This window comes from Reichenbachiella sp. (genome assembly GCF_039969095.1).
In the GTDB taxonomy this organism is placed as follows: Bacteria; Bacteroidota; Bacteroidia; order Cytophagales; family Cyclobacteriaceae; genus Reichenbachiella.
In genome coordinates, this window is record NZ_JBDVOL010000003.1 from 44,713 (window position 1) to 66,392 (window position 21,680).

General features: G+C 38.0%; 19 protein-coding genes. 13 read left to right on the top strand and 6 right to left on the bottom strand.

What is annotated here, in order from left to right; genetic code table 11:
- The first annotated feature begins 1 nt into the window (after position 1).
- The 3 genes from galE to ABJH98_RS00215 all read left to right on the top strand — a co-directional run bounded on the left by galE (position 2) and on the right by ABJH98_RS00215 (position 3,146).
- The gene (gene galE, locus ABJH98_RS00205) at positions 2-1,018 is read left to right on the top strand and encodes a UDP-glucose 4-epimerase GalE (RefSeq protein ID WP_348305604.1); all 1,017 of its coding nucleotides are present in this window, start codon (positions 2-4) and stop codon (positions 1,016-1,018) included.
- The gene (rfbB, locus tag ABJH98_RS00210; RefSeq protein WP_348305605.1) at positions 1,018-2,046 is read left to right on the top strand and encodes a dTDP-glucose 4,6-dehydratase; all 1,029 of its coding nucleotides are present in this window, start codon (positions 1,018-1,020) and stop codon (positions 2,044-2,046) included. Before galE ends, rfbB begins: the two co-directional genes overlap by 1 nt.
- Before the next feature lie 71 nt (positions 2,047-2,117).
- Positions 2,118-3,146 (top strand): nucleoid-associated protein, encoded by a 1,029-nt coding sequence (locus tag ABJH98_RS00215; protein WP_348305606.1) that lies wholly within the window; start codon positions 2,118-2,120, stop codon positions 3,144-3,146.
- 31 nt (positions 3,147-3,177) lie between these two features.
- Here the strand turns inward: ABJH98_RS00215 and ABJH98_RS00220 are convergent, their stop codons facing one another.
- The 4 genes from ABJH98_RS00220 to ABJH98_RS00235 all read right to left on the bottom strand — a co-directional run bounded on the left by ABJH98_RS00220 (position 3,178) and on the right by ABJH98_RS00235 (position 10,665).
- Positions 3,178-6,801, bottom strand: coding sequence for a M1 family aminopeptidase (locus tag ABJH98_RS00220; protein ID WP_348305607.1), 3,624 nt, complete (start codon positions 6,799-6,801; stop codon positions 3,178-3,180).
- A gap of 26 nt (positions 6,802-6,827) precedes the next feature.
- Complete coding sequence (locus tag ABJH98_RS00225; protein ID WP_348305608.1) at positions 6,828-7,730, bottom strand: ABC transporter ATP-binding protein; 903 nt, start codon at positions 7,728-7,730, stop codon at positions 6,828-6,830.
- Positions 7,731-7,875: 145 nt separating this feature from the next.
- Positions 7,876-8,274, bottom strand: coding sequence for a response regulator (locus ABJH98_RS00230; RefSeq protein ID WP_348305609.1), 399 nt, complete (start codon positions 8,272-8,274; stop codon positions 7,876-7,878).
- A 57-nt stretch (positions 8,275-8,331) separates the two neighbouring features.
- Positions 8,332-10,665 carry a PAS domain S-box protein gene (locus ABJH98_RS00235; protein WP_348305610.1) on the bottom strand — a complete coding sequence of 778 codons (2,334 nt, stop codon included), beginning with the start codon at positions 10,663-10,665 and terminating at the stop codon, positions 8,332-8,334.
- A 280-nt stretch (positions 10,666-10,945) separates the two neighbouring features.
- Between ABJH98_RS00235 and glyA the strand changes: the two genes are divergently transcribed.
- From glyA to rpiB, 3 genes are read left to right on the top strand one after another with little or no spacing between them, the layout of a single operon-like run.
- Positions 10,946-12,235 carry a serine hydroxymethyltransferase gene (gene glyA / locus ABJH98_RS00240; RefSeq protein ID WP_348305611.1) on the top strand — a complete coding sequence of 430 codons (1,290 nt, stop codon included), beginning with the start codon at positions 10,946-10,948 and terminating at the stop codon, positions 12,233-12,235.
- Between the two features lie 4 nt (positions 12,236-12,239).
- Positions 12,240-13,076 carry a twin-arginine translocase subunit TatC gene (tatC, locus tag ABJH98_RS00245; protein WP_348305612.1) on the top strand — a complete coding sequence of 279 codons (837 nt, stop codon included), beginning with the start codon at positions 12,240-12,242 and terminating at the stop codon, positions 13,074-13,076.
- 23 nt (positions 13,077-13,099) lie between these two features.
- On the top strand, positions 13,100-13,528 hold the full coding sequence (gene rpiB / locus ABJH98_RS00250; protein WP_348305613.1) for a ribose 5-phosphate isomerase B: 429 nt from the start codon (positions 13,100-13,102) through the stop codon (positions 13,526-13,528).
- A gap of 7 nt (positions 13,529-13,535) precedes the next feature.
- Here the strand turns inward: rpiB and ABJH98_RS00255 are convergent, their stop codons facing one another.
- On the bottom strand, positions 13,536-14,951 hold the full coding sequence (locus tag ABJH98_RS00255; protein ID WP_348305614.1) for a hypothetical protein: 1,416 nt from the start codon (positions 14,949-14,951) through the stop codon (positions 13,536-13,538).
- Positions 14,952-15,121: 170 nt separating this feature from the next.
- On the opposite strand from ABJH98_RS00255, the gene ABJH98_RS00260 reads away from it, so the two are divergent.
- From ABJH98_RS00260 to ABJH98_RS00290, 7 genes are all read left to right on the top strand, one after another.
- Positions 15,122-15,502 (top strand): ribosome-binding factor A, encoded by a 381-nt coding sequence (locus tag ABJH98_RS00260; protein ID WP_348305615.1) that lies wholly within the window; start codon positions 15,122-15,124, stop codon positions 15,500-15,502.
- Positions 15,503-15,505: 3 nt separating this feature from the next.
- On the top strand, positions 15,506-16,726 hold the full coding sequence (locus tag ABJH98_RS00265; protein WP_348305616.1) for an FtsX-like permease family protein: 1,221 nt from the start codon (positions 15,506-15,508) through the stop codon (positions 16,724-16,726).
- Between the two features lie 15 nt (positions 16,727-16,741).
- A complete protein-coding gene (locus ABJH98_RS00270; protein WP_348305617.1) occupies positions 16,742-17,224 on the top strand; it encodes a regulatory protein RecX in 483 nt (160 codons plus the stop codon).
- A gap of 96 nt (positions 17,225-17,320) precedes the next feature.
- Positions 17,321-17,839: a DinB family protein gene (locus ABJH98_RS00275; protein ID WP_348305618.1), complete on the top strand. Its 519-nt coding sequence runs from the start codon at positions 17,321-17,323 to the stop codon at positions 17,837-17,839.
- 8 nt (positions 17,840-17,847) lie between these two features.
- Positions 17,848-18,957, top strand: coding sequence for a hypothetical protein (locus tag ABJH98_RS00280; RefSeq protein ID WP_348305619.1), 1,110 nt, complete (start codon positions 17,848-17,850; stop codon positions 18,955-18,957).
- The gene (locus ABJH98_RS00285; protein ID WP_348305620.1) at positions 18,954-19,556 is read left to right on the top strand and encodes a LysE family transporter; all 603 of its coding nucleotides are present in this window, start codon (positions 18,954-18,956) and stop codon (positions 19,554-19,556) included. Before ABJH98_RS00280 ends, ABJH98_RS00285 begins: the two co-directional genes overlap by 4 nt.
- A gap of 120 nt (positions 19,557-19,676) precedes the next feature.
- Positions 19,677-20,384 carry a PmeII family type II restriction endonuclease gene (locus ABJH98_RS00290; RefSeq protein WP_348305621.1) on the top strand — a complete coding sequence of 236 codons (708 nt, stop codon included), beginning with the start codon at positions 19,677-19,679 and terminating at the stop codon, positions 20,382-20,384.
- Here the strand turns inward: ABJH98_RS00290 and dcm are convergent.
- Positions 20,375-21,631: a DNA (cytosine-5-)-methyltransferase gene (dcm, locus tag ABJH98_RS00295; RefSeq protein ID WP_348305622.1), complete on the bottom strand. Its 1,257-nt coding sequence runs from the start codon at positions 21,629-21,631 to the stop codon at positions 20,375-20,377. The genes ABJH98_RS00290 and dcm overlap by 10 nt on opposite strands.
- Positions 21,632-21,680 lie beyond the last annotated feature (49 nt).

Below are 21,680 nucleotides of genomic sequence, written 5' to 3' on the forward strand. Positions count from 1 at the left end.
AATGAAAAATATTCTTGTAACAGGAGGGCTTGGATTTATTGGTTCACATACATGTGTGGAATTAATGAATTCAGGTTTCAATCCTGTGATACTTGACAATCTTAGTAATTCAGAAATTTGGATAAAAGATAGAATAGAGAAAATTGCTAATCAAACTGTATCCTTCTACAATGGAGATTGCCGTGATGAACAGCTTCTAGATACTATATTTTCGAATGAATCAATTCATGGGATTATTCATTTCGCAGCAAGCAAAGCTGTTGGAGAGTCAGTTTTAGAACCTCTAAAATATTACAACAACAACCTAGGTGGATTAACCTCAATTCTAGAGGCGTCGAAAAAACACAATTGCTTGAATCTCGTTTTTTCATCTTCCTGTACAGTATATGGCACGCCTGATTCATTGCCTGTTGATGAATCTGCTAAAATAAAGACGGCTGAATCTCCATATGGTACTACAAAAATTGTTTGTGAAAGAATCATACAAGATTTATCAATAGCTGATTCTACATTCAAATCCATATTACTTAGATATTTCAACCCTATTGGAGCACATGAGACATCGTTGATTGGAGAACTTCCTTTGGGAGTACCAAGTAATTTGGTTCCATTTATCACACAAACCGCAGCAGGTCACAGAAATAGTCTAACTGTATTTGGTGATGATTACAATACCAAAGATGGTAGTTGTGTAAGAGACTTCATTCACGTAACAGATTTGGCTAAAGCCCATATCAAAGCATTAGAGTTTTTGTTGAATAAAAACGAAGGCATCTGTGAAACCGTAAACATTGGAACTGGAAATGGCAACACTGTATTAGAACTAATTAATGCATTCGAAAAGGTGAGCGGTAAAAAACTTAACTATTCAATTGGAGATCGAAGAAGTGGAGATGTAGAGGCAGTATATGCTGATGCCTCCAAATCAAAAGAATTGCTCGGCTGGGAGGCAGTTATAAGCTTAGAACAGGCACTTTTAGATGCCTGGAACTGGCAACAATCATTAGAAGTTAATTGATGAAGAGAAAAATATTAATCACTGGCGGTGCTGGATTCATAGGTTCACATGTGGTAAAATATTTTGTTCGCCAATACCCAAATTATGAGATTGTCAATCTGGACAAACTCACTTATGCTGGCAACCCCAACAATCTTTCTGAGATTAAAGGCGCCAAAAATTACAGCTTTGTCAAAGGAGATATTTGTAGTCAAGATTTAATTCAAAAACTCTTCAAAAAACACCAATTTGACAGTGTCATTCATCTGGCTGCCGAATCGCATGTCGATCGATCGATCGAAGACCCTTTGGCATTTGTCCACACAAATATTATAGGAACTGTTAATCTTCTTAATGTATGTCGTGAATATTGGGCTGATGATTTTTCTAACAGGCTCTTCTATCATATCTCAACAGATGAGGTATATGGTTCGCTTGATGACGGAGCCTTTTTCTATGAGACCACAGCATACGATCCCCAATCACCTTATTCTGCATCCAAAGCCAGTTCCGATCATTTTGTAAGAGCCTACAGCAATACTTATAAATTGCCCATTGTAATTTCTAATTGCTCGAACAACTATGGTCCGAATCAATTTCCTGAAAAGCTGATTCCTCTTTGTATCCAAAATATAATCGACAAAAAACCTTTGCCAGTTTATGGGAAAGGTGAAAATATTCGAGACTGGCTGTTTGTACATGATCATGTAACTGCCATAGATGTCGTTTTTCATAAAGGTATTGCTGGAGAGACGTACAACATTGGCGGGTTTAATGAATGGAAAAACATAGACCTTGTACGGTTACTTTGTCAAATCATGGACAAGAAACTGGATCGTAAATCTGGAAGCTGTGAATCACTCATAACTTTCGTTACAGATCGTGCAGGTCATGACCACAGGTACGCCATCGATTCCACCAAAATATCCAAAGAACTTCACTGGAAACCATCCCTGCAATTCGAAGAAGGTTTAGAAAAAACGGTAGACTGGTATTTGGAGAATCGACAATGGTTGGCAGATATCAAGTCAGGCGCCTATTTAAAGTAATCCCAATTTCCAATTTGGAATTAAACTTGAATACGTAGTATTTTGAGTTTGCTTTTAATTTTAATAATTCTATGGACATTTCTTCAGAAGTTGTACTCAAGTCATTGGCGATTCATAAAATCACAGAAGATGATGGTTTGATCAGTTCCACCCAATCACTAAATATTCCAGATAAAGATCTCAATCAACTTTTGGTCAAGTATTTTTTCAAGTCATTCAAAGCTGAAGAACGATTTCGATTTGCGCATGAGACTTCACTTGAATACAATGAAGTTTATAGCTTTGTGAAGGCCATATTTGATTCGCCCAATCACCTGCATGAAAAGTCCATTGAAATAGCCAAACACCTTTATGCGCATTCCAGAAATCAAAACATCAAAGACGGTGATGTCATGGTCACATATTTTGAGGACTGTGTGCTGGGAGATGAAGTGACAGATGCCGTTGGCATTTTCAAAGTAGAAAATAAAGACACTTATATCAAAATCATGGGTCATGGCGGTGTATTTGATATTAGTAGTGAGGAAGGTATTAGTATCAATAAACTGGACAAAGGGCTTATCATTTTCAATACAGATGAAGAGAATGGCTATCAAACCATGATGGTGGACAAAACTAATAAGTCAGGCAATGCTCAATATTGGCAAAAGGACTTTTTAGGTGTTGAGCCGTTTAATGATGAATATTTCCATACGCAAAATATCATCAACAATATGCAAGAGTTTGCTCAGGAAGCCTTTGCAGGTCAGACTAAAACGGAAAAAATAGCCTTTGTCAATGAGTCCATCGACTATATAAAAGCCAATGATCAATTTGACCAATCTGACTATCAAGAAACCGTGCTGCAAGCGCCTGAATTAATAGAGCATTTTGAAAACTTCCAAGAAAAGAAACAAGTCGAACAACCAGAACTCAATCTAGAGCATTTCGACATCTCTAAACCCGCCATCAAAAACACGAAGCGTTTTATCCGTTCTGTGATCAAACTTGACAAGAGTTTTCATGTCTATGTGCATGGCAATCGGAATAATATTGAGCGAGGCTTTGATGAAAACCGAAAGCAGAATTTCTATACTTTATACTTTGAAAGGGAGGAATAAAAAAGGAGCCTTTCAGCTCCTTTAATCTTTTCTAACTATCAACCATTTCGTTGGCTGATTTCACATTATCGTCTGGGTTTCGGTCAATCAATTTATTGATTGGGTCTATTCCTGCTTTCACAGGTTCTTCATCCAACAGAATTTGAATCGTCGTTTCTCCTGCTGTTATTTTGTGTTTTTGCAAGTAAATCAATCGGTCTTTTTCGCCATCCGTTGGTTTCCCAAAAACACCAATATCCACCCAGTCTTGCATCTCGATCTCGGACGTATTGCCTAAGCTGTCTGCTCTGAGCTTTTTAGCCTCATAAGTTAGATTCAATTCGAATTTGTCATCACTAACTTTTTTGAAATTCACTGTTTTGGCTTTGTTTTCGAACAACGTGATGTTTTCAAACATATCATCAATGATGTACTGAAGGCTGTCAGGTGTTACTTCTCTGAAATAGTTGACTAGCATATTTGAAGTCACATAAGGATTCTCCTGATAGGCATAATCTGCAATGAATCTCTTCAACGCAGCGTTCACACTGTCCTCAGAAATATAGTCTTGAAAAGCATACATAATCACAGAACCCTTTCGATAATGAATGTATCCCTGTCCTTCTACCAAATCCAATGGTCGTTCTTGCAAGGTTTCTGATCTTCTTCCTCTTAAATATCTATCCAATTCATGCTTTAGAAACTTTTGCATCATCTCTGGAGAATACTCCTGCTTCATCACCATCAGGGCAGAATACTGCGACATCGTCTCGGAAAGCATGGCATTGCCCTGTACTCTGGCCTCAGTGACCTGATGCGCCCACCACTGGTGTGCCAATTCGTGTGCCGTAACGTAGTATGCCATGTCCACATCATCCTCCTCTATTTTCAGATTAAATCCAATTCCTTCAGAAAATGGAACCGTATTAGCAAAAGATTGAGCAAACGAAGAATATCTCGGAAACTCCATAATCCGCATTTGGTCGTATTGGTACGGGCTATAATGAGTACTGAAGTAATCAAACGATTTTTTCATCGATCTCATCATTCGATCCAAATTGTATTCGTGGCCTTTGTGATAGTAGATTTCTAAATCAACCGAGTCACCTTCTGCGCTCACCCAAATATCTCTCATCACCTCGTAGCGCGCCGAGATCATGGAAAAGAAAGGTAGAATAGGCTTATCCATTTTATAATGGAAATACCTTCTTCCATCTTTAGTCCATTGGTCTTGCAGATAACCAGGAGCAATAGCGATTTGATCAGGAGTCGTACTCATTATAATTTCAAAATTGACGCGATCAGCATCGTCCGTAAGCAATGACATAGCCAGTCCTCTCGGATCGTCTCTTTCAAGCATTTTCTCCTTCTCTGGCAAATCCTGTTCTTTTCTCTTGTCAATATCCGTCAACTCATATCGCTCGTTGTATCCAAAAGACGGAAGCATGGTATTGTTGAAAAAGGTACCATTGTAGACCACATTGGTATTGGAACCACTCTCCACAAAACCTACAGTCTTGAATTCTACTGTCCAATCCATCTTTATGGAATCTCCTGGATTCATGGGGTTATTCAATGAATATATAGTGTACTTAAAATCGTCAAACGACTCCTTAACCTCTGCTCCTCCTTCAAAATCTAAGGCAGCTATTTTTAGACTTTGATCAGCACCAGCTTGAATATGTACATCTGATATCACTTCCTTAGACTTATTGGTGATGATATAATAGCCTTTGGCAATAAAATCCCTTGATTCAGGATAGATATCAACGTTCAAATTGATATCCACAATCTTCGGTTGAGTCAGAGTGACATACTGCTTCAAAGTTTTTTCATATGCCGCCTGCTGCTCTTCTTGCTCATCACTATTCTGATATTCATTCAACACATTGGTGTTATAATAAATATAGCAGCCAGACAAACCAAAAATCATCAAAGAACTAATAATGAATGTCACTACTGGTTTTGTAAGTCTCAGCTTACCGATTTTGAATCTTGTACTCAAAAGAGATTCCGAACCTCTAACCGCAAAAAACATAGCCATAGCCATCAGCAAACACGAAAAACCAAACCAATACAAGTCCATCCATGAAAATGATGTCACATAATGACCATATCCATTCATGTCAGAATAAGTCCCTAGATCAGCAGAACCAAACTGAAATAAGCTGTGCTCTAGTCCTATAGAAGATAAAATGCCTATTGTGATAAAGAATAAAATAATGACCGCGTGTCCTAAGAATTTATTATTCACCATGACGTGAATAAAAAAGGAAAGCATAGTAAATATTGCTAAAAATGTAAATGTGGACGAAAATAGATCAGTAAAATACAACCCTATCTCATAATCATAATACCCTTTGGCGGTCTGAACGACGAGTCCAGAAAATATCAGAGTCACGATCAGTACAGCGTACACCATTAGCATAGCAAAAAACTTACTAAGTAAATTCGTGGCATCAGTAACAGGCATAGAGTCATAAATCAAGTCCATCTTGACTGCTCGCTCCTTCCAAATCAGTTCTCCAGAAAAGAAAACTACGATGATCACGAAAAAGATATTAAACGACCCGCTGATCAATTCTAATACTGCGTAGGTGCTCGCATACGTATTAGCCCCGTACATCCGATTCATGTTTGTCGAACTGATAAATATTAAGGCTAACCCACTAAGAACAATCCCTAAAAAAGTAACTTCTTTAGTTACCACCTTGAAATAGAATATGGTTTGCTTGAAGAGCTGTTTTAAAACTGCACCAAACCCAAATTGACGAGATACTTTGGGAATCTCTACTTGTACTGCTTTCTCCTCTCTTTGGACACTTTCTTTTTTCTTTCGGCTAAACCATGGCGTTCTAACCACATTGAAATTAAAGCCATAATAAGTCACTATCAACCCAATGATACCCAATGAAATCCATAGGATTCGATTCCATAAAAATGCACCTTCAAGTGGGAGTAATAATGAATTTTGTTCAGAAACCGTCCAATACTGTGTCATGTACCGAACGGTACTCGACGCCATTGGATCTACTATGGCAGCTGTTAGTTTATTATCCAAATCACCAGTAAAGTTTCGAGCGATTCTGTAGAGTACAAAGAAGCCAATACCTTGTGTATAAACCGCAAGCATATTTCTTGACAGCGTTCCACTCGCAAAAAATAGTACTCCTGTAAAAAATATATTTGGAACAATCACCACAAAAAATGGCTGCCAGTAGTACCAAGCATCAAAGGGTAAAAGTTTATCAACTTCACGACCTGGCCACCAAGTGCCTATTCCAGGCCAAAATTCGCCCAACATAAACCCAATGGATAAGCCACTGGCTATAAAAATCATTACTACAAATGATCCAGCAAATCTTCCAAATAGATAATCGCGTTTCTTTATGGGATTACTAAACATGAGCGATTCTGTTTTGTGCTCAAAATCTCTCAATACAGCTACGCCCATCACAGCAGAAGCCATGAACATGACGATTAGAAACATATTCATCGTCATGGTAGCTAGAACTGCTGGCGCATTTTCTTTTACCATAGCATTGGCTCCTCCTGCTTGAACAATGTCAGTGGTCATGGCTAAAAAGCCCATCAGAAATAGGATACCGAAATAGATATAAGTAGCTGGTCGCTTCGACCGGTACTTTAATTCGAATTTGAATATTTCAAAAAACATCTCTTTAAAGTTTAAACCCGAAATAATTAAACCGCAGCTACTTCTTGAACCACTTCTTGTTCGTTGCCAAAGATCTGAGCGAAGTACACATCTTCTAAATCAGCAGCTACGTTTTCAAAAGAGGCATCAGGTATGCTATCTGCAAACACATGAATGATTGGTTTTCCTGAAATTAGTTTTTCTGATACAACCTTGTAGTTTGCTTTGTAATCTTCTAGCTCGACTTTTTCAATCACCTTTCTCCAGATTTTACCTTTTATAGTATCTATTGACGCTATTGGATTGCCTTTCAAGAGCACTTCTCCTTTATTGATAATCGCCATATCAGTGCACAGTTCCTTCACATCATCCACTATGTGTGTGGACAGAATCACAACTGTATTTTCTCCTAGTTCGCTCAGGAGATTATGAAACCTATTACGTTCTGCAGGATCTAGTCCAGCGGTTGGTTCATCAACAATGATCAACTTAGGGTCACAAAGCAAGGCTTGGGCAATGCCAAATCGCTGCTTCATTCCTCCAGAATAACCGCCCAGATTTTTCTTTCGAGCATCGTACAAATTAGTTTTATGCAATAAGGAGTTGACCAGTTCTTTTCTTTCGCTTCTATTAGTAACTCCTTTTAAGACTGCAAGGTGATCCAATAGTACTTCAGCGGATATTTTTGGATAGACCCCAAACTCTTGTGGTAAGTAGCCTAAAATTTTCCTAACGTCTTCCTTTTGTTTGAGTACATCAATGTCACCAAAGGTGATCGAACCTGTATCTGGTTCTTGTAAAGTGGCCAATGTTCTCATCAGGCTAGATTTACCAGCTCCATTTGGTCCTAAAAGACCAAACATTCCAGTGTTAATTTCAAGATTCACATTCTTGAGCGCCTGAACACCATTAGAATAGGTTTTTGATAGGTTTTTAATTTCGAGTTTCATAAAGAGTAAAGGTTTCCGTTTAGAGATTGTTGATTTGTTAGTCTAAAAATAACTACTCTGAGCTGGGCACAGAAATTCAACCGAACATTCATTAGTGTTCGTCTCATGACAATTATTACAAAAGGAAAAAAATGTATGATTAAGCTTATGAGAAGATCTCCTCTAGCTTTTCATTGGTAAGTGGCTTACTCACAAATCCTACGATGTCCTGATTATCTCCTGCACGATCTATATCAGACTGAATGACAGAAGAAGTCACCATATACAAACTAATCTTACTTTTAATGTCTTGGGAGATATGGGCATAGTCTTCTAAGAAGCCCCAGCCATCTTTGACAGGCATATTTACGTCTAGCATCACCAAATCTGGTGCGTTGCCATTGGTTCCTTCTGCCTCCAATTTTTTGAAAAAATCGATAGCCTCCTGACCGTTATAAAAGTTCAGGATATCGCATTCGATATTTTTCATCTCGATTTGCTTTTTGATGATCAGTTGAAAAACTTCATCATCATCTATTACGGCAATTTTCTTTTTCTCGCTCATTTACAACAATTCCTAAAATCAAGCGCTACTTTTTAGCTGGTTATGTATGGTTTGGGTTTAAGCTTCTCCAAAATTAATAATAAAATTTGATCCTTCACCCATTTCGCTCTCAACTCTAATATTTCCTCCCATGGACTCCACTTGCGCCTTAGTAATAAAGAGCCCTACACCTCTTGCTTCAGGATGATTATGAAAGGTTTTTCTAAGGCCAAATATTTTGGCTCCAAATTTATTCAAATCAATACCTAAACCATTGTCCTTTACCTCAAGACTTTTTATCCCGTTCAGTAAAGTAGTTTTAATTTGAATCACGGGCTGCCTTTTTGGATCAGCATATTTCAATCCATTAGTAATCAAGTTAATCAAAATACTTTCAATATAGACTTTTGGGTATGTAATCTCATCAAATGCTGAAAAGTCACTTTCAATCACACCCCCTGATTCTATTAAATCATTTTTTATACTTGCCGTAATTTTATTCAGAACTCCAGACAATCGAATTTTTCTTTTCCTTTTATCTAACTCCCAAGAGGTTTTGACTACTTCATTGAGCTCAACGATGGTTTCATCAAGGTTCGCTACTCCTTTTTTTAAATTTTCCCAAACAAACTTTTCGGTTGCTGCATCTTGATCTCCTTCCTTGATTTGAATGAGTGACATCATGTTGGTAATAGGAGCTCTCAGATTGTGCGATGCAATGTGTGCAAACTCTTCTAATTGTTGATTTTGCCGGGTCAGATGTGCATTGAGCTGCTTAAGGTTTTTTTCATTTTCTAACACTTTCTGCTGGGCTTGTTTTCTTTCCGTTATATCATAAATGGCAATTTGCACTGCTGGTTCGCCCTCAAAGGAAATCAATGTTCCCATCGCTTCAATCCAAATGACACTCCCGTCCAAACAAATAAACTTTTGCTCATTTTTATGTGCAGTTTTCTTCGTGTAAATGTTGTGAATACGTTGGCTTGCCACTTCATGAGAATCTGGATGAATAAAATCCATCGGACTTTTCCCCAAAATCTGATTAGCAGATTTAGCTTTAGTTAGCCTGATGGCTTCAGCATTCACTTTTTTTATAACACCTTTTGAATGAATGATGATACCAACTGGCGAATGGTCAAATAATGACTGTAGTCGTTGAGCGTCATCCGAAACCCGAGACTCACTCCTAATAATATCCCTTCGCCTTTTATTTATTTCTGTGACATCCTGAAGACTGGTTAGTGATTTTTCAAAATGACCCTCTTTATTCTTTACCACCACAGATGAAAACAACACATCCATGATTTCCCCATTTTTCTTTACAAACTGAAAAGGCACATCTTTACAGTACCCAGTTTTAACATATTCAGGGAATACTTTTGATATGCCAAAATTCATGGACTCCGGTGTCAAAAAATCAATCGCCATTTTGCCAATCACTTCTTCCCTCGTATAACCTGTCACTTCTAAAAAGTAATCCCCTACATCTGTGATTTTTCCTTCTGCATCTACAGAATTGAATAAGGCGGGCGTATTGTGATACAATGCTTTGAATTTTTCTTCGCTGCTTTCGAGTTGTTTCGTTCGTTTTATTCTATCAAGCTCTGTAGAGGCTCGTGTTGAGAATATTCGTAATATTTTATCATAATGCTGAAACGTATGATAGTACTTTTGAAAAAAGACACACATCAATCCAGCGGGTCGTTCCAGATGATCTGGATCATACAATGGTATCCCAATCAGTCCTTGAACATCATATTTTTTAAAGGGCTTAAACGCTGGATACACCAGTTGACAATCTGCTGGGATACTTATGATTTCTTGTTGATGCAAATGCTCAAAAGGAGACCCTTTGACATCAAATGTTTCTTGTTCAAGCATCTCGCTGTGGGTAGAAAATGAAACGGTGCTCAACCCTTCCTTTCCAAACAAAGCAATGAAAGAAAAGTCTCCATTAAAAGCCTTGCAAAACTGGCGTGTCAGATGATCTAAAAAGGCATGGCCTGTCGAAGAAGCTGTACCTTGATAAATGTCTTGTATCAAGTTGTAATACTGGATGAGTTCGGCTTCTCTCTTTTTTCTATTCGTGATTTCTTTGACTACAGCCAAAACTTCATTGGCTGAGGAAGGTTCTATTTCTACTTCAAAATATTTCCCATCACCCTCAGATGCCGGAACCGAAAAATAGGTTACTTCAGATTTTTGATTATCCAAACAATACTTGACTACATCTATACCGTTAGGTAAAAATTCAAATTCGTTGATGTTTCTACCTTTCAAATCTCCTGAAAATGGTAATGCGTCAAAATCTTTGTGAATATGACATTCCAATATCACCCCAAGTTTGTCAATTCTGAAAATTGGGTGTTTAACTACGCTAAGTAAGCTTTTGTGAATATCTATCTCACTCATTGACTTGTGCACTTCAGGTCATTTTGCCTGATCAGGTTAAGTTTTATATTATTCGAAACCGCGCTAGTTTATGGAAAAATACAAGTAAGACCTTTCAAATAGTCCGAAAATATAAGGAATATATCACAATTTTGGTTGTTCAAATCATAAGAATCATACGATATTTCCATTTTTCAATTCATATTTTCCCAATCTTATAATTTTCTTCTTCACCGTATGGGTTTTCTTTGTTTAAATGGTGCCTTCTCGTATTTTTGCGCCTCAAAGAAATTCATAAATCATGCAGAGAGACCAACAAGTTTTTGACTTAATCGAAAAGGAAAGACAACGCCAAGAAAATGGCTTAGAATTGATTGCATCGGAAAATTTCGTTTCCGCTCAAGTGATGGAAGCCGCTGGAAGTGTATTGACCAATAAATATGCCGAAGGATTGCCAGCCAAAAGATATTACGGTGGATGTGAGGTGGTTGACCAGACCGAAAACATTGCCATCGAAAGAGCCAAAGAACTGTTTGGAGCTACATGGGCCAACGTTCAGCCTCATTCTGGAGCACAAGCCAATGCTGCGGTAATGCTAGCTTGCTTAAAACCTGGAGATAAAATATTAGGATTTGACCTTTCGCATGGAGGTCACCTGACGCATGGTTCTCATGTGAACTTTTCAGGAAAACTGTATGAACCACATTTCTATGGTGTAAATAAAGAAACAGGTCTAATCGATTACGATCAACTCGAAGAAGTGGCTAAGAAGGAGAAACCAAAAATGATCATTTGTGGTGCTTCTGCTTACAGCAGGGATTGGGACTACGCGAAATTCAGAGAAGTGGCTGACGAAGTCGGTGCTATTCTGTTGGCAGACGTTTCTCACCCAGCAGGTTTGATCGCAAGAGGATTGCTAAACGATCCATTAGAATACTGTCACATCATTACCACCACCACTCACAAGACCCTAAGAGGACCAAGAGGTGGTATGATCTTGATGAGAGAAGATTTTGAAAATCCGTTTGGACTAAAAAATCCAAAAGGTGAATTAAGAAAAATGACTGCTTTGTTGGACTCTGGTGTATTTCCAGGCACTCAAGGTGGCCCATTAGAACATATTATTGCGGCTAAAGCTATCGCTTTTGGAGAAGCCCTATCAGACGATTATATGAACTACATCGTTCAAGTACAGAAAAACGGTAGTGCATTGGCTGAAGCTTTCATGAGCAAAGGGTATCACGTAATCTCAGGTGGTACAGACAACCACTGTGCATTGATTGACTTAAGGTCTAAAGACTTGACTGGTAAATTGGCTGAAAATGCTTTAGTTAAAGCTGATATCACGGTGAACAAAAACATGGTGCCATTCGATGACAAATCTCCATTTGTAACTTCGGGCATCAGAATAGGCTCTGCGGCAGTCACCACTCGTGGCATGAAAGAAGCAGACATGAGTAAAATCGTGGATTTGATCGATACCGTTTTGATGGATCCTGAAAACGATGAGAACCTAACCGCAGTGAGAGGACAAGTCAATAACTGGATGGCTGACTTTCCGTTATACAAGCATTTAGATTCTCTAGTATAAATTCATGCAGCAACTGCCCCCGGATCAACAGCACTTGGTAGAACAAAATGAGATGTCCTTTTTGGATCATCTTGAAGAATTGAGATGGCACATCATACGTGCTTTCATAGCTATTAGTGTATTTACAATTGCAGCATTTGTTTCAAAAGAATTTGTCTTTGGGACGTTGATCCTTGGGCCTTCAAGAGTAGACTTTTGGACTTATCAGCAACTTTGCGCTATCGGCGATCTTATTCAAATAGAGGCACTTTGCATTGACAAACTCCCTTTTATCATCCAAAGCAGGCAGATGACTGGTCAGTTTACTATGCACATCACCTCTTCTTTTGCGGTAGGTATCATCGCTGCATTTCCTTATGCCTTTTGGGAAATATGGAGATTCATTAGCCCTGGGCTATACATCAAAGAAAAACGAGTGGCTCGTGGTGCCGTATTCTATGTGAGCCTGTTGTTTACCATTGGAGTGCTTTTTGGATACCTTATTCTGACTCCGCTTTCAGTAAATTTTCTGGCCAACTACCAATTGGATCCATCGATTTTGAATGAGTTTGATATCGTTTCTTACGTGTCCACTGTTACCACGCTGGTATTGGCCTGTGGATTGCTTTTTCAGCTTCCCATGGTGGTTTACTTTTTAACAAAAGCGGGATTGCTTACGCCAGATATCATGAAAAGCTATAGAAAGCATGGGATCGTAGCCATCTTCTTATTAGGTGCTATGCTTACTCCGCCAGATCCTTTTAGTCAGATTTTGATCGCCATTCCATTGATTGGATTGTACCAATTTAGCATTGCGATTTCCAATAGGACCTACAAGAAAATAATAAGAGATTTAGATTAAATTTATAATCAAAACCCAAAATCATGAAAATAGCCATAGGAGGAGATCACGCCGGATTCGAATACAAAAAAGAACTTATATCCATGCTAGAATCGGAAGGACATACCGTTCAGGATTTCGGCCCAAACTCCACTGATTCTGTAGATTACCCTGATCATGTGCATCCTTTGGCTATCTCTATCGAAAAATCAGAAAATGACCTTGGTATTTTAATTTGCGGCAGTGGTAATGGTGTGGCTATGACTGCCAATAAGCACCAAGACATTCGAGCAGCATTGTGTTGGAATAAAGATTTGGCCGAATTGGCTAAACAACACAACAATGCTAATGTGATAGCAATTCCTGCAAGATTCGTTTCTCTAGATGTAGCAAAAGAAATGGCATCAGCTTTTGTAACTACCGATTTTGAAGGTGGCAGACATCAAAACAGAGTGAACAAGATTTCTTGTTAACCTCCCGCTACTCTTTGAGTAAATAGATTTCCGGATAGCCCTCGTGGTGAATATACTGCGAGGCAATAGTTGGCATGATTTTCAACAACTCCATCATGGATTGTTCTTTGTCTATGATGACTTCAGGTAAATCTTTATTGAAATTCACAAATACTTCAGCGCTATTGTCGTAATAGTTCAATTGTTGTAATTGTATCTGGCTTAATCGCCAATTGAGATATGGAGTAGCTAGTGATGCATTTTTATAGTGATGTAGTTCATCCCCTAAAACCAATATTTTTTTGTTTTTCACCAATTTTTCATAATTGCTGTCCTGGATCATTATGCTTTCGTAGCTCACAAACTGATCCACATGAAACCATTTATTAGAAAAAAGTAAATGATTGAACATGATCAATATCACCACAATTCCTACACTCAATTCTGCGAAAATCCAATGTTTAATAAGTAGTAAATAGTGCGTAACAAAAAATGCCACAGTAGGTACAAAAAAGATCAATTGATAGGTGGACACCTCCCTAGCCATCATCAAGGCTAAAAACCCTGAAAGAAAAAACATCAACATCACCTGCTGAATTTTCTCTTGAAAATTAATGTATTTCCCGAGTTGACGCACTTTATAAATGGAAGCTATAAATATCAATAAAGGGATCGAGGTGGTAATAGTCAATTCAGTCCAATTCAAATATTTTATGGTTTCTATAACCCATAACGATTTGAACACATGATGGAGGAAAATGGAGAAATCATCAAACCAGAAAAAATACATTCCTGCTAAACCAAGGACTAAAACGTATCCATAAATTAGAAGCATCATTCGCCTCAAGATAGAGCCCGTGTAGAGTACCAAGGAAAGAATGGTGACAACAAAAAACCAAAAAGAAGGAAGGAAAAACAAGGTTGCAACCCCTAAATAAACACCTGTAAATATAAAAAGCTCATCTTTGGTCTGATTGTCCATACGCTTGAATAAGTTGTTCATAGCCAACAGTACAAATGTCATACTGAGCAAAACAGGAGACAGCGTCAGAAAATCAAAAAACGCATTCATAAAGATCATATAGATCAGAGCGGGCACATAGGTGCTACTGTTATATGCCTTATTGCGAAGCATCACATTATTGAAAATACCTGCTTGAATGACTACAAGAAAAACAGAGAGAGTAAAATATGGTATTCTAGTTTTACCGAATAAGAAAAATAGCCATTTGTAAACAAATACGGACAGAGGTGCTGTATAATCCCACACATCTTGATACATAGTAAAATCTCCAGAAGAAAGTCTTTCCCCTATCAATAGCCAATTCAATTCAGGTAATATCATAGGTACACCTGAAATAAATAGTGGCACTCGAATTACTAAGAGCAAGAGAAATACACCGACTAAGCGGTAAGGATCATTGGTTTTGAAAAATGTGAGCAAGGCTTATTGCATTTGTCTTGATATAATTCCTATGAGCCCGCAAAGTTAAATTTTATGAGCAGTCTAAGATGCAGATACCTCATTTATAAAAATTTGAAAGACTCAATGGCGACGAAAATAAGGTTTTATTAAAATATAATATAAATTAATCGGGATATTTGCCGAGAGATATGAGTAGCACAAGACAACTGAAGTACGCAGGGTTAATTCAAAAAGACCTGAGCGAATTATTCCAAAGAGATACCAGACATTGGTTTGGCAAAGCTTTCATTACAATCACGGATGTAGAGGTCAGTCCTGATCTTAGTTTTGCCAAGATATTCATAAGCTTGATGATGGTAGATGACGAGCCAGCCTTTCTTGAATTAATAAAATCCAAGAAGAGCGAAATCAGGAAGGCTTTGGGGCTGAAGATTGGGAAACAAGTCAGGGTCGTGCCTGACCTCAATTTCTATATAGATAACACTCAAGAAAATGCCCAAAAGATGGAAGACCTATTGTCGGGTCTGAAGATTCCACCAGCACCAGAAGAAGACGAAAGCGAAGACTAACATTTGAATCTCCCATTATTTATATCGAAGCGCTATTTCTTCTCTAAGAAGAAGAAAAATTTCATTAATATCATAGCCATCATTTCTATGCTGGTGGTGTCTATTGGCACGGCGGCTTTGATCATTGTGTTGTCCGTATTCAATGGCATGGAAGGCCTGTTACGCTCCATATATGGCACTTTCGATGCTCCGCTGCAAGTACTTCCAAGTGAGGGCAAGTCTTTTTATTATACTGACGAACTTAAAGAAGAAATCTTAGCAATTGATGGCATACTCGACATTACCGAAGTCATTGAAGATAATGCATTAATTCGCTATAGCGATGCGCAAATGATTGTAAAAATCAAAGGTGTGAGCGACAACTTTATCGAACAAGGTCGCATGGAAAATGCGATTCGTCAAGGCGAACTTAAGTTTCAGGATGGAAATACCTCCTATGCAATTATTGGCAGAGGCATTCAATTCAATCTGGGAGTTTCGTTGAGAAATGACTTTTTGGCGCTGCAATTCTTCTATCCAAAAAATGCAAAACCTGGCACACTAGACCCTTACAAACATTACAATCGCGCGAACATCATGCCGGGAGGTGTTTTCGCACTAGAGCAGCAATACGACGACAACTATGTATTCGTTCCCATCAGTTTTACTGAAAGACTATTTGACTATAAAGGCAAAAGAACTTCTTTGGAGCTAATGGTAGATCCAGCATTAGATTTATTATCCATCCAATCCAAACTATCAAAAAAACTTGGAGACTCTTTCAAAATCCTGAACAGCGATCAGCAACACGCTGATTTGTATAAGGTTCTGAAAATTGAAAAGTTGTTTGTATTTATCATATTTTCAATGATTGTAGGCATTGCTTCTATCAATATCTTTTTTTCCCTATCCATGCTGGTCATTGAGAAAAAACCTGATATCAGCAGTCTATTTGCCATGGGTGCTTCCAAAAAACTGATCCGAAAGATATTCTTAATGGAAGGCGCCATTATCGCATTTATTGGAGCAGGCAGCGGTCTCATTTTGGGATTTACGATTTCTTGGCTCCAGCAATCGTATGGATTGGTATCTATGGGCGTAGCATCATCTGTCACTCAAGCCTATCCAGTCGAAATCATCGGCACAGATTTCCTATTTACAGCCTTCACGATCATTTTTATTACCTTTGTTGCTTCCATACAGCCAGCGATCATGGCTTCCCGCCAAGGCATACAACGAGCATAAAAACAACCCATTACCGTGGAGGATAAAAAGAAACCCAAACGCCACACACCAAAAGAAGCTAAACTTAAAGCCGCCAATTTTTGCGCCTATCAGGAGCGATCACAAAAAGAAGTTCGGAACAAACTATATGACTTGGGGCTGTATCCGGATGAAGTAGAAGACGTGCTTACTGATTTGATCATGGACAACTTTGTCAATGAAGAGCGATTTGCCAAAGCATATATTGGAGGAAAATTTAGAGTCAAAAAATGGGGACGAAAGAAAATTCTTATGGGACTTGCCCCACACAAAATCTCTCCCTATTGCATCAAAAAAGGGCTGGAAGAAATTGATGAGGAGGACTATATCCAAACGCTTGAGGAATTGATCCAAAAGAAAGCGAATTCAATTAAGGAGTCTGAATCATTCAAAAAAAGAAACAAAGTAGCCACTCATGCCATTTATAAGGGTTTCGAATCTGATTTAGTATGGGAAGCCGTGAAGCGATTGGTAGAATGAACTTTTGCCCATCTATAGTGGTTTAACCTAAAACCTGCCACTCAAAATGAGGACATTTTACTATCTTAACAATCCAATTACTGACGTCTGAACTCAATGGATATAAAACCAGCATCACAAAGGATTCTAGAACAATTGACCCACCTTTTAGAAAACCTTACGAACGATGAGTATAGCAAACCACTCACGGTGTTGCATGACAATTCTATCGGTCAGCACATGCGACATACCTTAGAGTTTTTCACTTGCCTGATGACAGGAAAAACAATTGGGTCAGTCAATTATGATGAAAGAGAACGAGACATTTTTCTAGAAAGCAATACGCTTGAAGCCTTAAGTACTATTTCAAATCTAATGGGAGACATTGAGAAAATTGTAGACAACCAACCACTCATACTTGTCCGCCAAGGCTACGATCTATCTTCTAATGAAAAACATGAAGTAGAAAGCAATTTGTATCGCGAGCTGATTTACAACATCGAACATGCCGTTCATCACATGGCTTTAATGAAGATAGGTCTGAAAGAAATCAAATCAGATTTAGAACTACCAAAAGATTTCGGAGTGGCCAGTTCGACAATCAAATTTCGACAATCCCAGCAGGCTAGTGCCTAATTTCAACCATGAATATTGCGGTCGAAACGAGACATGAAACTCAAGAGCAGCCAAGTCAGAAAAAAACACTTTACTACAAACTAAGTACTAGTGTAGTTTGGGCGAAAATATTCAGATGGGAATTTTGGCCTTTTTCTGTCTTCTACTTTCCTGTCCTATTTTATTGGGTTTGGCTTTCGTTTAAAGCCCGATCGTTTTTCTTTTTTACTGCTTCCAATCCCTCTATTACATTTGGTGGCATGCTAGGCGAATCGAAGGATGAAATATTCAAACTCATACCGAAGCAATACATTCCTAAAACTTATAAACTGGATGCCTCTGTAGATCTGAAAAGTTTTCTTGAAAGACTACAAATAGAAGAAATAAGTTATCCTTTCATTCTCAAACCGGATATTGGAGAAAGAGGCTGGATGGTGGGACTAATTAAAACTGAAAAAGACCTAACCGACTATCTAAATCACATACAAGTAGATTTTCTAGTGCAGGAATACGTATCCTACGATGTGGAATTGGGCGTTTTTTATTACCAATACCCAAACTGTGATCATGGTACTGTCAGTTCCATTGTGATGAAAGATATGCTCAGTGTGATTGGCGACGGTCAGCGGAATGTAGCATCACTGATGGAAGACGATGCCAGATCTAAAATGCATATAGAAACCCTCAGAAATAAAAAAGCCGAATTGCTCAATCAGATACCATTTAAAGGCGAAAAAGTAGAAATCAATTCGATAGGAAATCATTCTCGAGGCACCACTTTCCTCAACGGCAACCATCTGATCAATGAAAGATTAATTAAAGTTTTTAACGATGTGAGTAGTCAGATAGATGGATTCTACTTTGGACGGTACGATTTGAGATGCAGGTCAGTGGAGGATTTGTACAATGGAGCGCATTTCAAAATTTTGGAACTGAATGGTGCGGGAGCCGAACCCGCTCACATCTACCATCCCGGATTCTCTTTGATTCAGGCATACAAGGACATTATCCATCATCTCCAGGTGCTTGCCGATATCAGCATCCTAAACAAGAAAAATGGAATACCCTTTTATAGTTTTCGCAAAGGCATGAAAGAGATCATGAAAATCAGGAAATATAATCAACAGAAAGTTTCATGAGCTTATTGATTCTTTTTGGTATGGGATTTTTCTTCAGTTTCATAGGCTCCATTCCCCCTGGTAGTATCAACATTACCACCTTGCAATACGCCCTAGAAAAACGCATCAAAGCTGCTTATGCATTTGCGATAGCAGCTGCATTAACTGAATATCTGTATGCTGCCCTTGCTGTACGTTTTCAAATTTATTTGACGGAAAATGCCAACATCTCCCAATATTTTCAAATCATCACGGGATCTGTATTGATTCTCTTGGGCATTTTGAATTTGCTCAAGAAACCAAGCCAAGCCAAACTCACAACAATCGGAGAAAAAAGAAATGCCTTCAAAAAAGGCATACTACTCAGTCTCACCAATCCGCTCGCCATTCCTTTTTGGCTAATGGTAACCGCTTACTTGCAAAGTATGGGCTGGGTCTCACTCACCCATCAAAATTTTTGGGTTTATGTTGCCGGTATTTCAGTTGGTACTTTTTGTTTACTGGCTACTGTGATCAACTTAGGCACCAGATTTACATCCATTCAGGGCAATACCTTTTTGATTTACAAAGTGCCCGGTTTGATCTTTATTGTGATGGGGGTATGGAGTTTTGTTGGGTGAGCTTGTGTGAATAATTTATTGAAATGAATTATTCAGTATACAACTTTTAAGAATACCGTTCTCTCATGTTATTTACACGTTTTTAAGTCATTTTATTACCTTAGCACAAAGAGCAGGAAAATGAATGAACTCCAGAGAAAACAAATAATTGAAAATGCTAAAAATTTCTTTAGAAGTGAAATTGTTCATAATCACATTAATGGAGCCTGTGAAAGAGCTAGCAAGCTTTCGGAATATAACATCAATCCTTTTTTATTCAAATACTTAGCAAATTTCTTAACTGGAAATGACAAGCCTGAAAGTATCGCAAAAGCATTAGTTCTACCTAGAATTTTGGGTTCTTCAATAAATACTTCTTTTGGTATGAAAATTCAAAATCTAATAAGTTCATTATTCGCGGGTCTTGGGTCTACGACACAGGGTATTGATATAGAATTTACAGATGCTGTTGATGGTAGGAAGAAGTATTGCCAGCTAAAAGCAGGACCAAACACAATTAATAAAGATGATGTAACTACTATAATCAATCATTTTAATGGTGTAAGAAATCTTGCACGAACAAACAATCTCAATGTTGGCATAAATGATATGATCGTAGGGGTAGTCTATGGAGACTCCTCAGAATTAAGCTCCCATTATAAAAATATTGAAAAGTCATACCCAGTAATAGTAGGAAGAGACTTTTGGTATAGGCTTACAAATAAAGAAGATTTTTATTTTGAACTTATCGAAGCATTTGGTGAAGTTGCTTTAGAAGTTGATGCAAGTCATATTGTTGATAAAACTATTAAAACGTTAACAATTGAAATTGCAGAACATTACAATTGATTTTGAGCCAAGATTTTAACGCTTTGCTCATAGTATTTATTTAACGCCATAATTATTGAATACCCAATTTCTTGACCAAGATTTACCGGTACTGCATTCCCAATTTGCTTGTATTGCTGAGCTACCGAACCTTCAAATTTCCAATCATCTGGAAATGTTTGTATTCTCGCATATTCGCGAACAGTAAACGGTCTTGTCTCATCAGGATGACATCTTTCAGTTTGTTTCTGTGCTGGACTACAGGTTAGTGTTAGAGAGGGTTCATCCCAACCGATTCGTCTTGCCATACCTGTTTTTCCTCCTCCCAAATAAAAACTGCCACCCATATATTCTTTTTGAATATCTAATGGTAGATCTCTCCAGTAACCTTTTGGTGGAATCATATCCAAAACCTCTTTTTTGTATTCAGGATAAGTCGCTCCTTTCGATTTAGGTACATTCCGTTCAAACAGTTCTCCTTTTTTTAAAGCATCCTTAAGATTATATATCTTTTTATGAGGCTTTGGATAAGAATAATCGAGATCAATATCTTTTCTAACCCCTACTAATATTAACCTCTCTCTTTTTTGAGGCACCCTATAATTGATGGCTTTCAACACTTGAACTGGAACTACATCATATCCTATTTCATCCAAAATCGAGCACATGCCTTCAAGCGTTTTTCCTTTTTCATGGCTCAACAAACCACGAACATTTTCGCCAATACACATCAAAGGATTAACCTCTTGAACCACTCTTGCGAATTCATAAAACAATGTTCCTCTAGCATCTTTCAAACCTAATTTTTTTCCTGCATAACTAAATGCTTGACATGGAAAACCACCAGTAACAATATCAACTTGATTTCTAAATTTATGAAAATTAAAATTTTTAATGTCGCCCTCAAGTACATTCCATGTGGGGCGATTTGTTCTGAGTGTCTGGCAAGCCCATTTATCAATCTCGTTTAATGCTACACATTTCAATCCAGCCTTTTCAAGACCGACTGCTAATCCTCCTGCTCCAGCAAACAACTCTAGAACAGAATAATCATTTTCAGGTTCAATAAAATTTGAAACTTCATCCTCTTGTACCTCTTCAAATAAATTCCCCAACAATAATTGGACATCATTTTTTCTATATACACGATAATTAGACACAGGCTCCCTGACTGCTTCCAAAATCCCTTCCCGATCCCATCTACGAAGTGTCTCTTTGCTTTTTCCTATTAATTCAGACGTTTCTGCTAGTGATAGATATTCACTCATAACCAAGTTATCAAACCTTATACAATGGTTACAAATATAAGTGCATGTT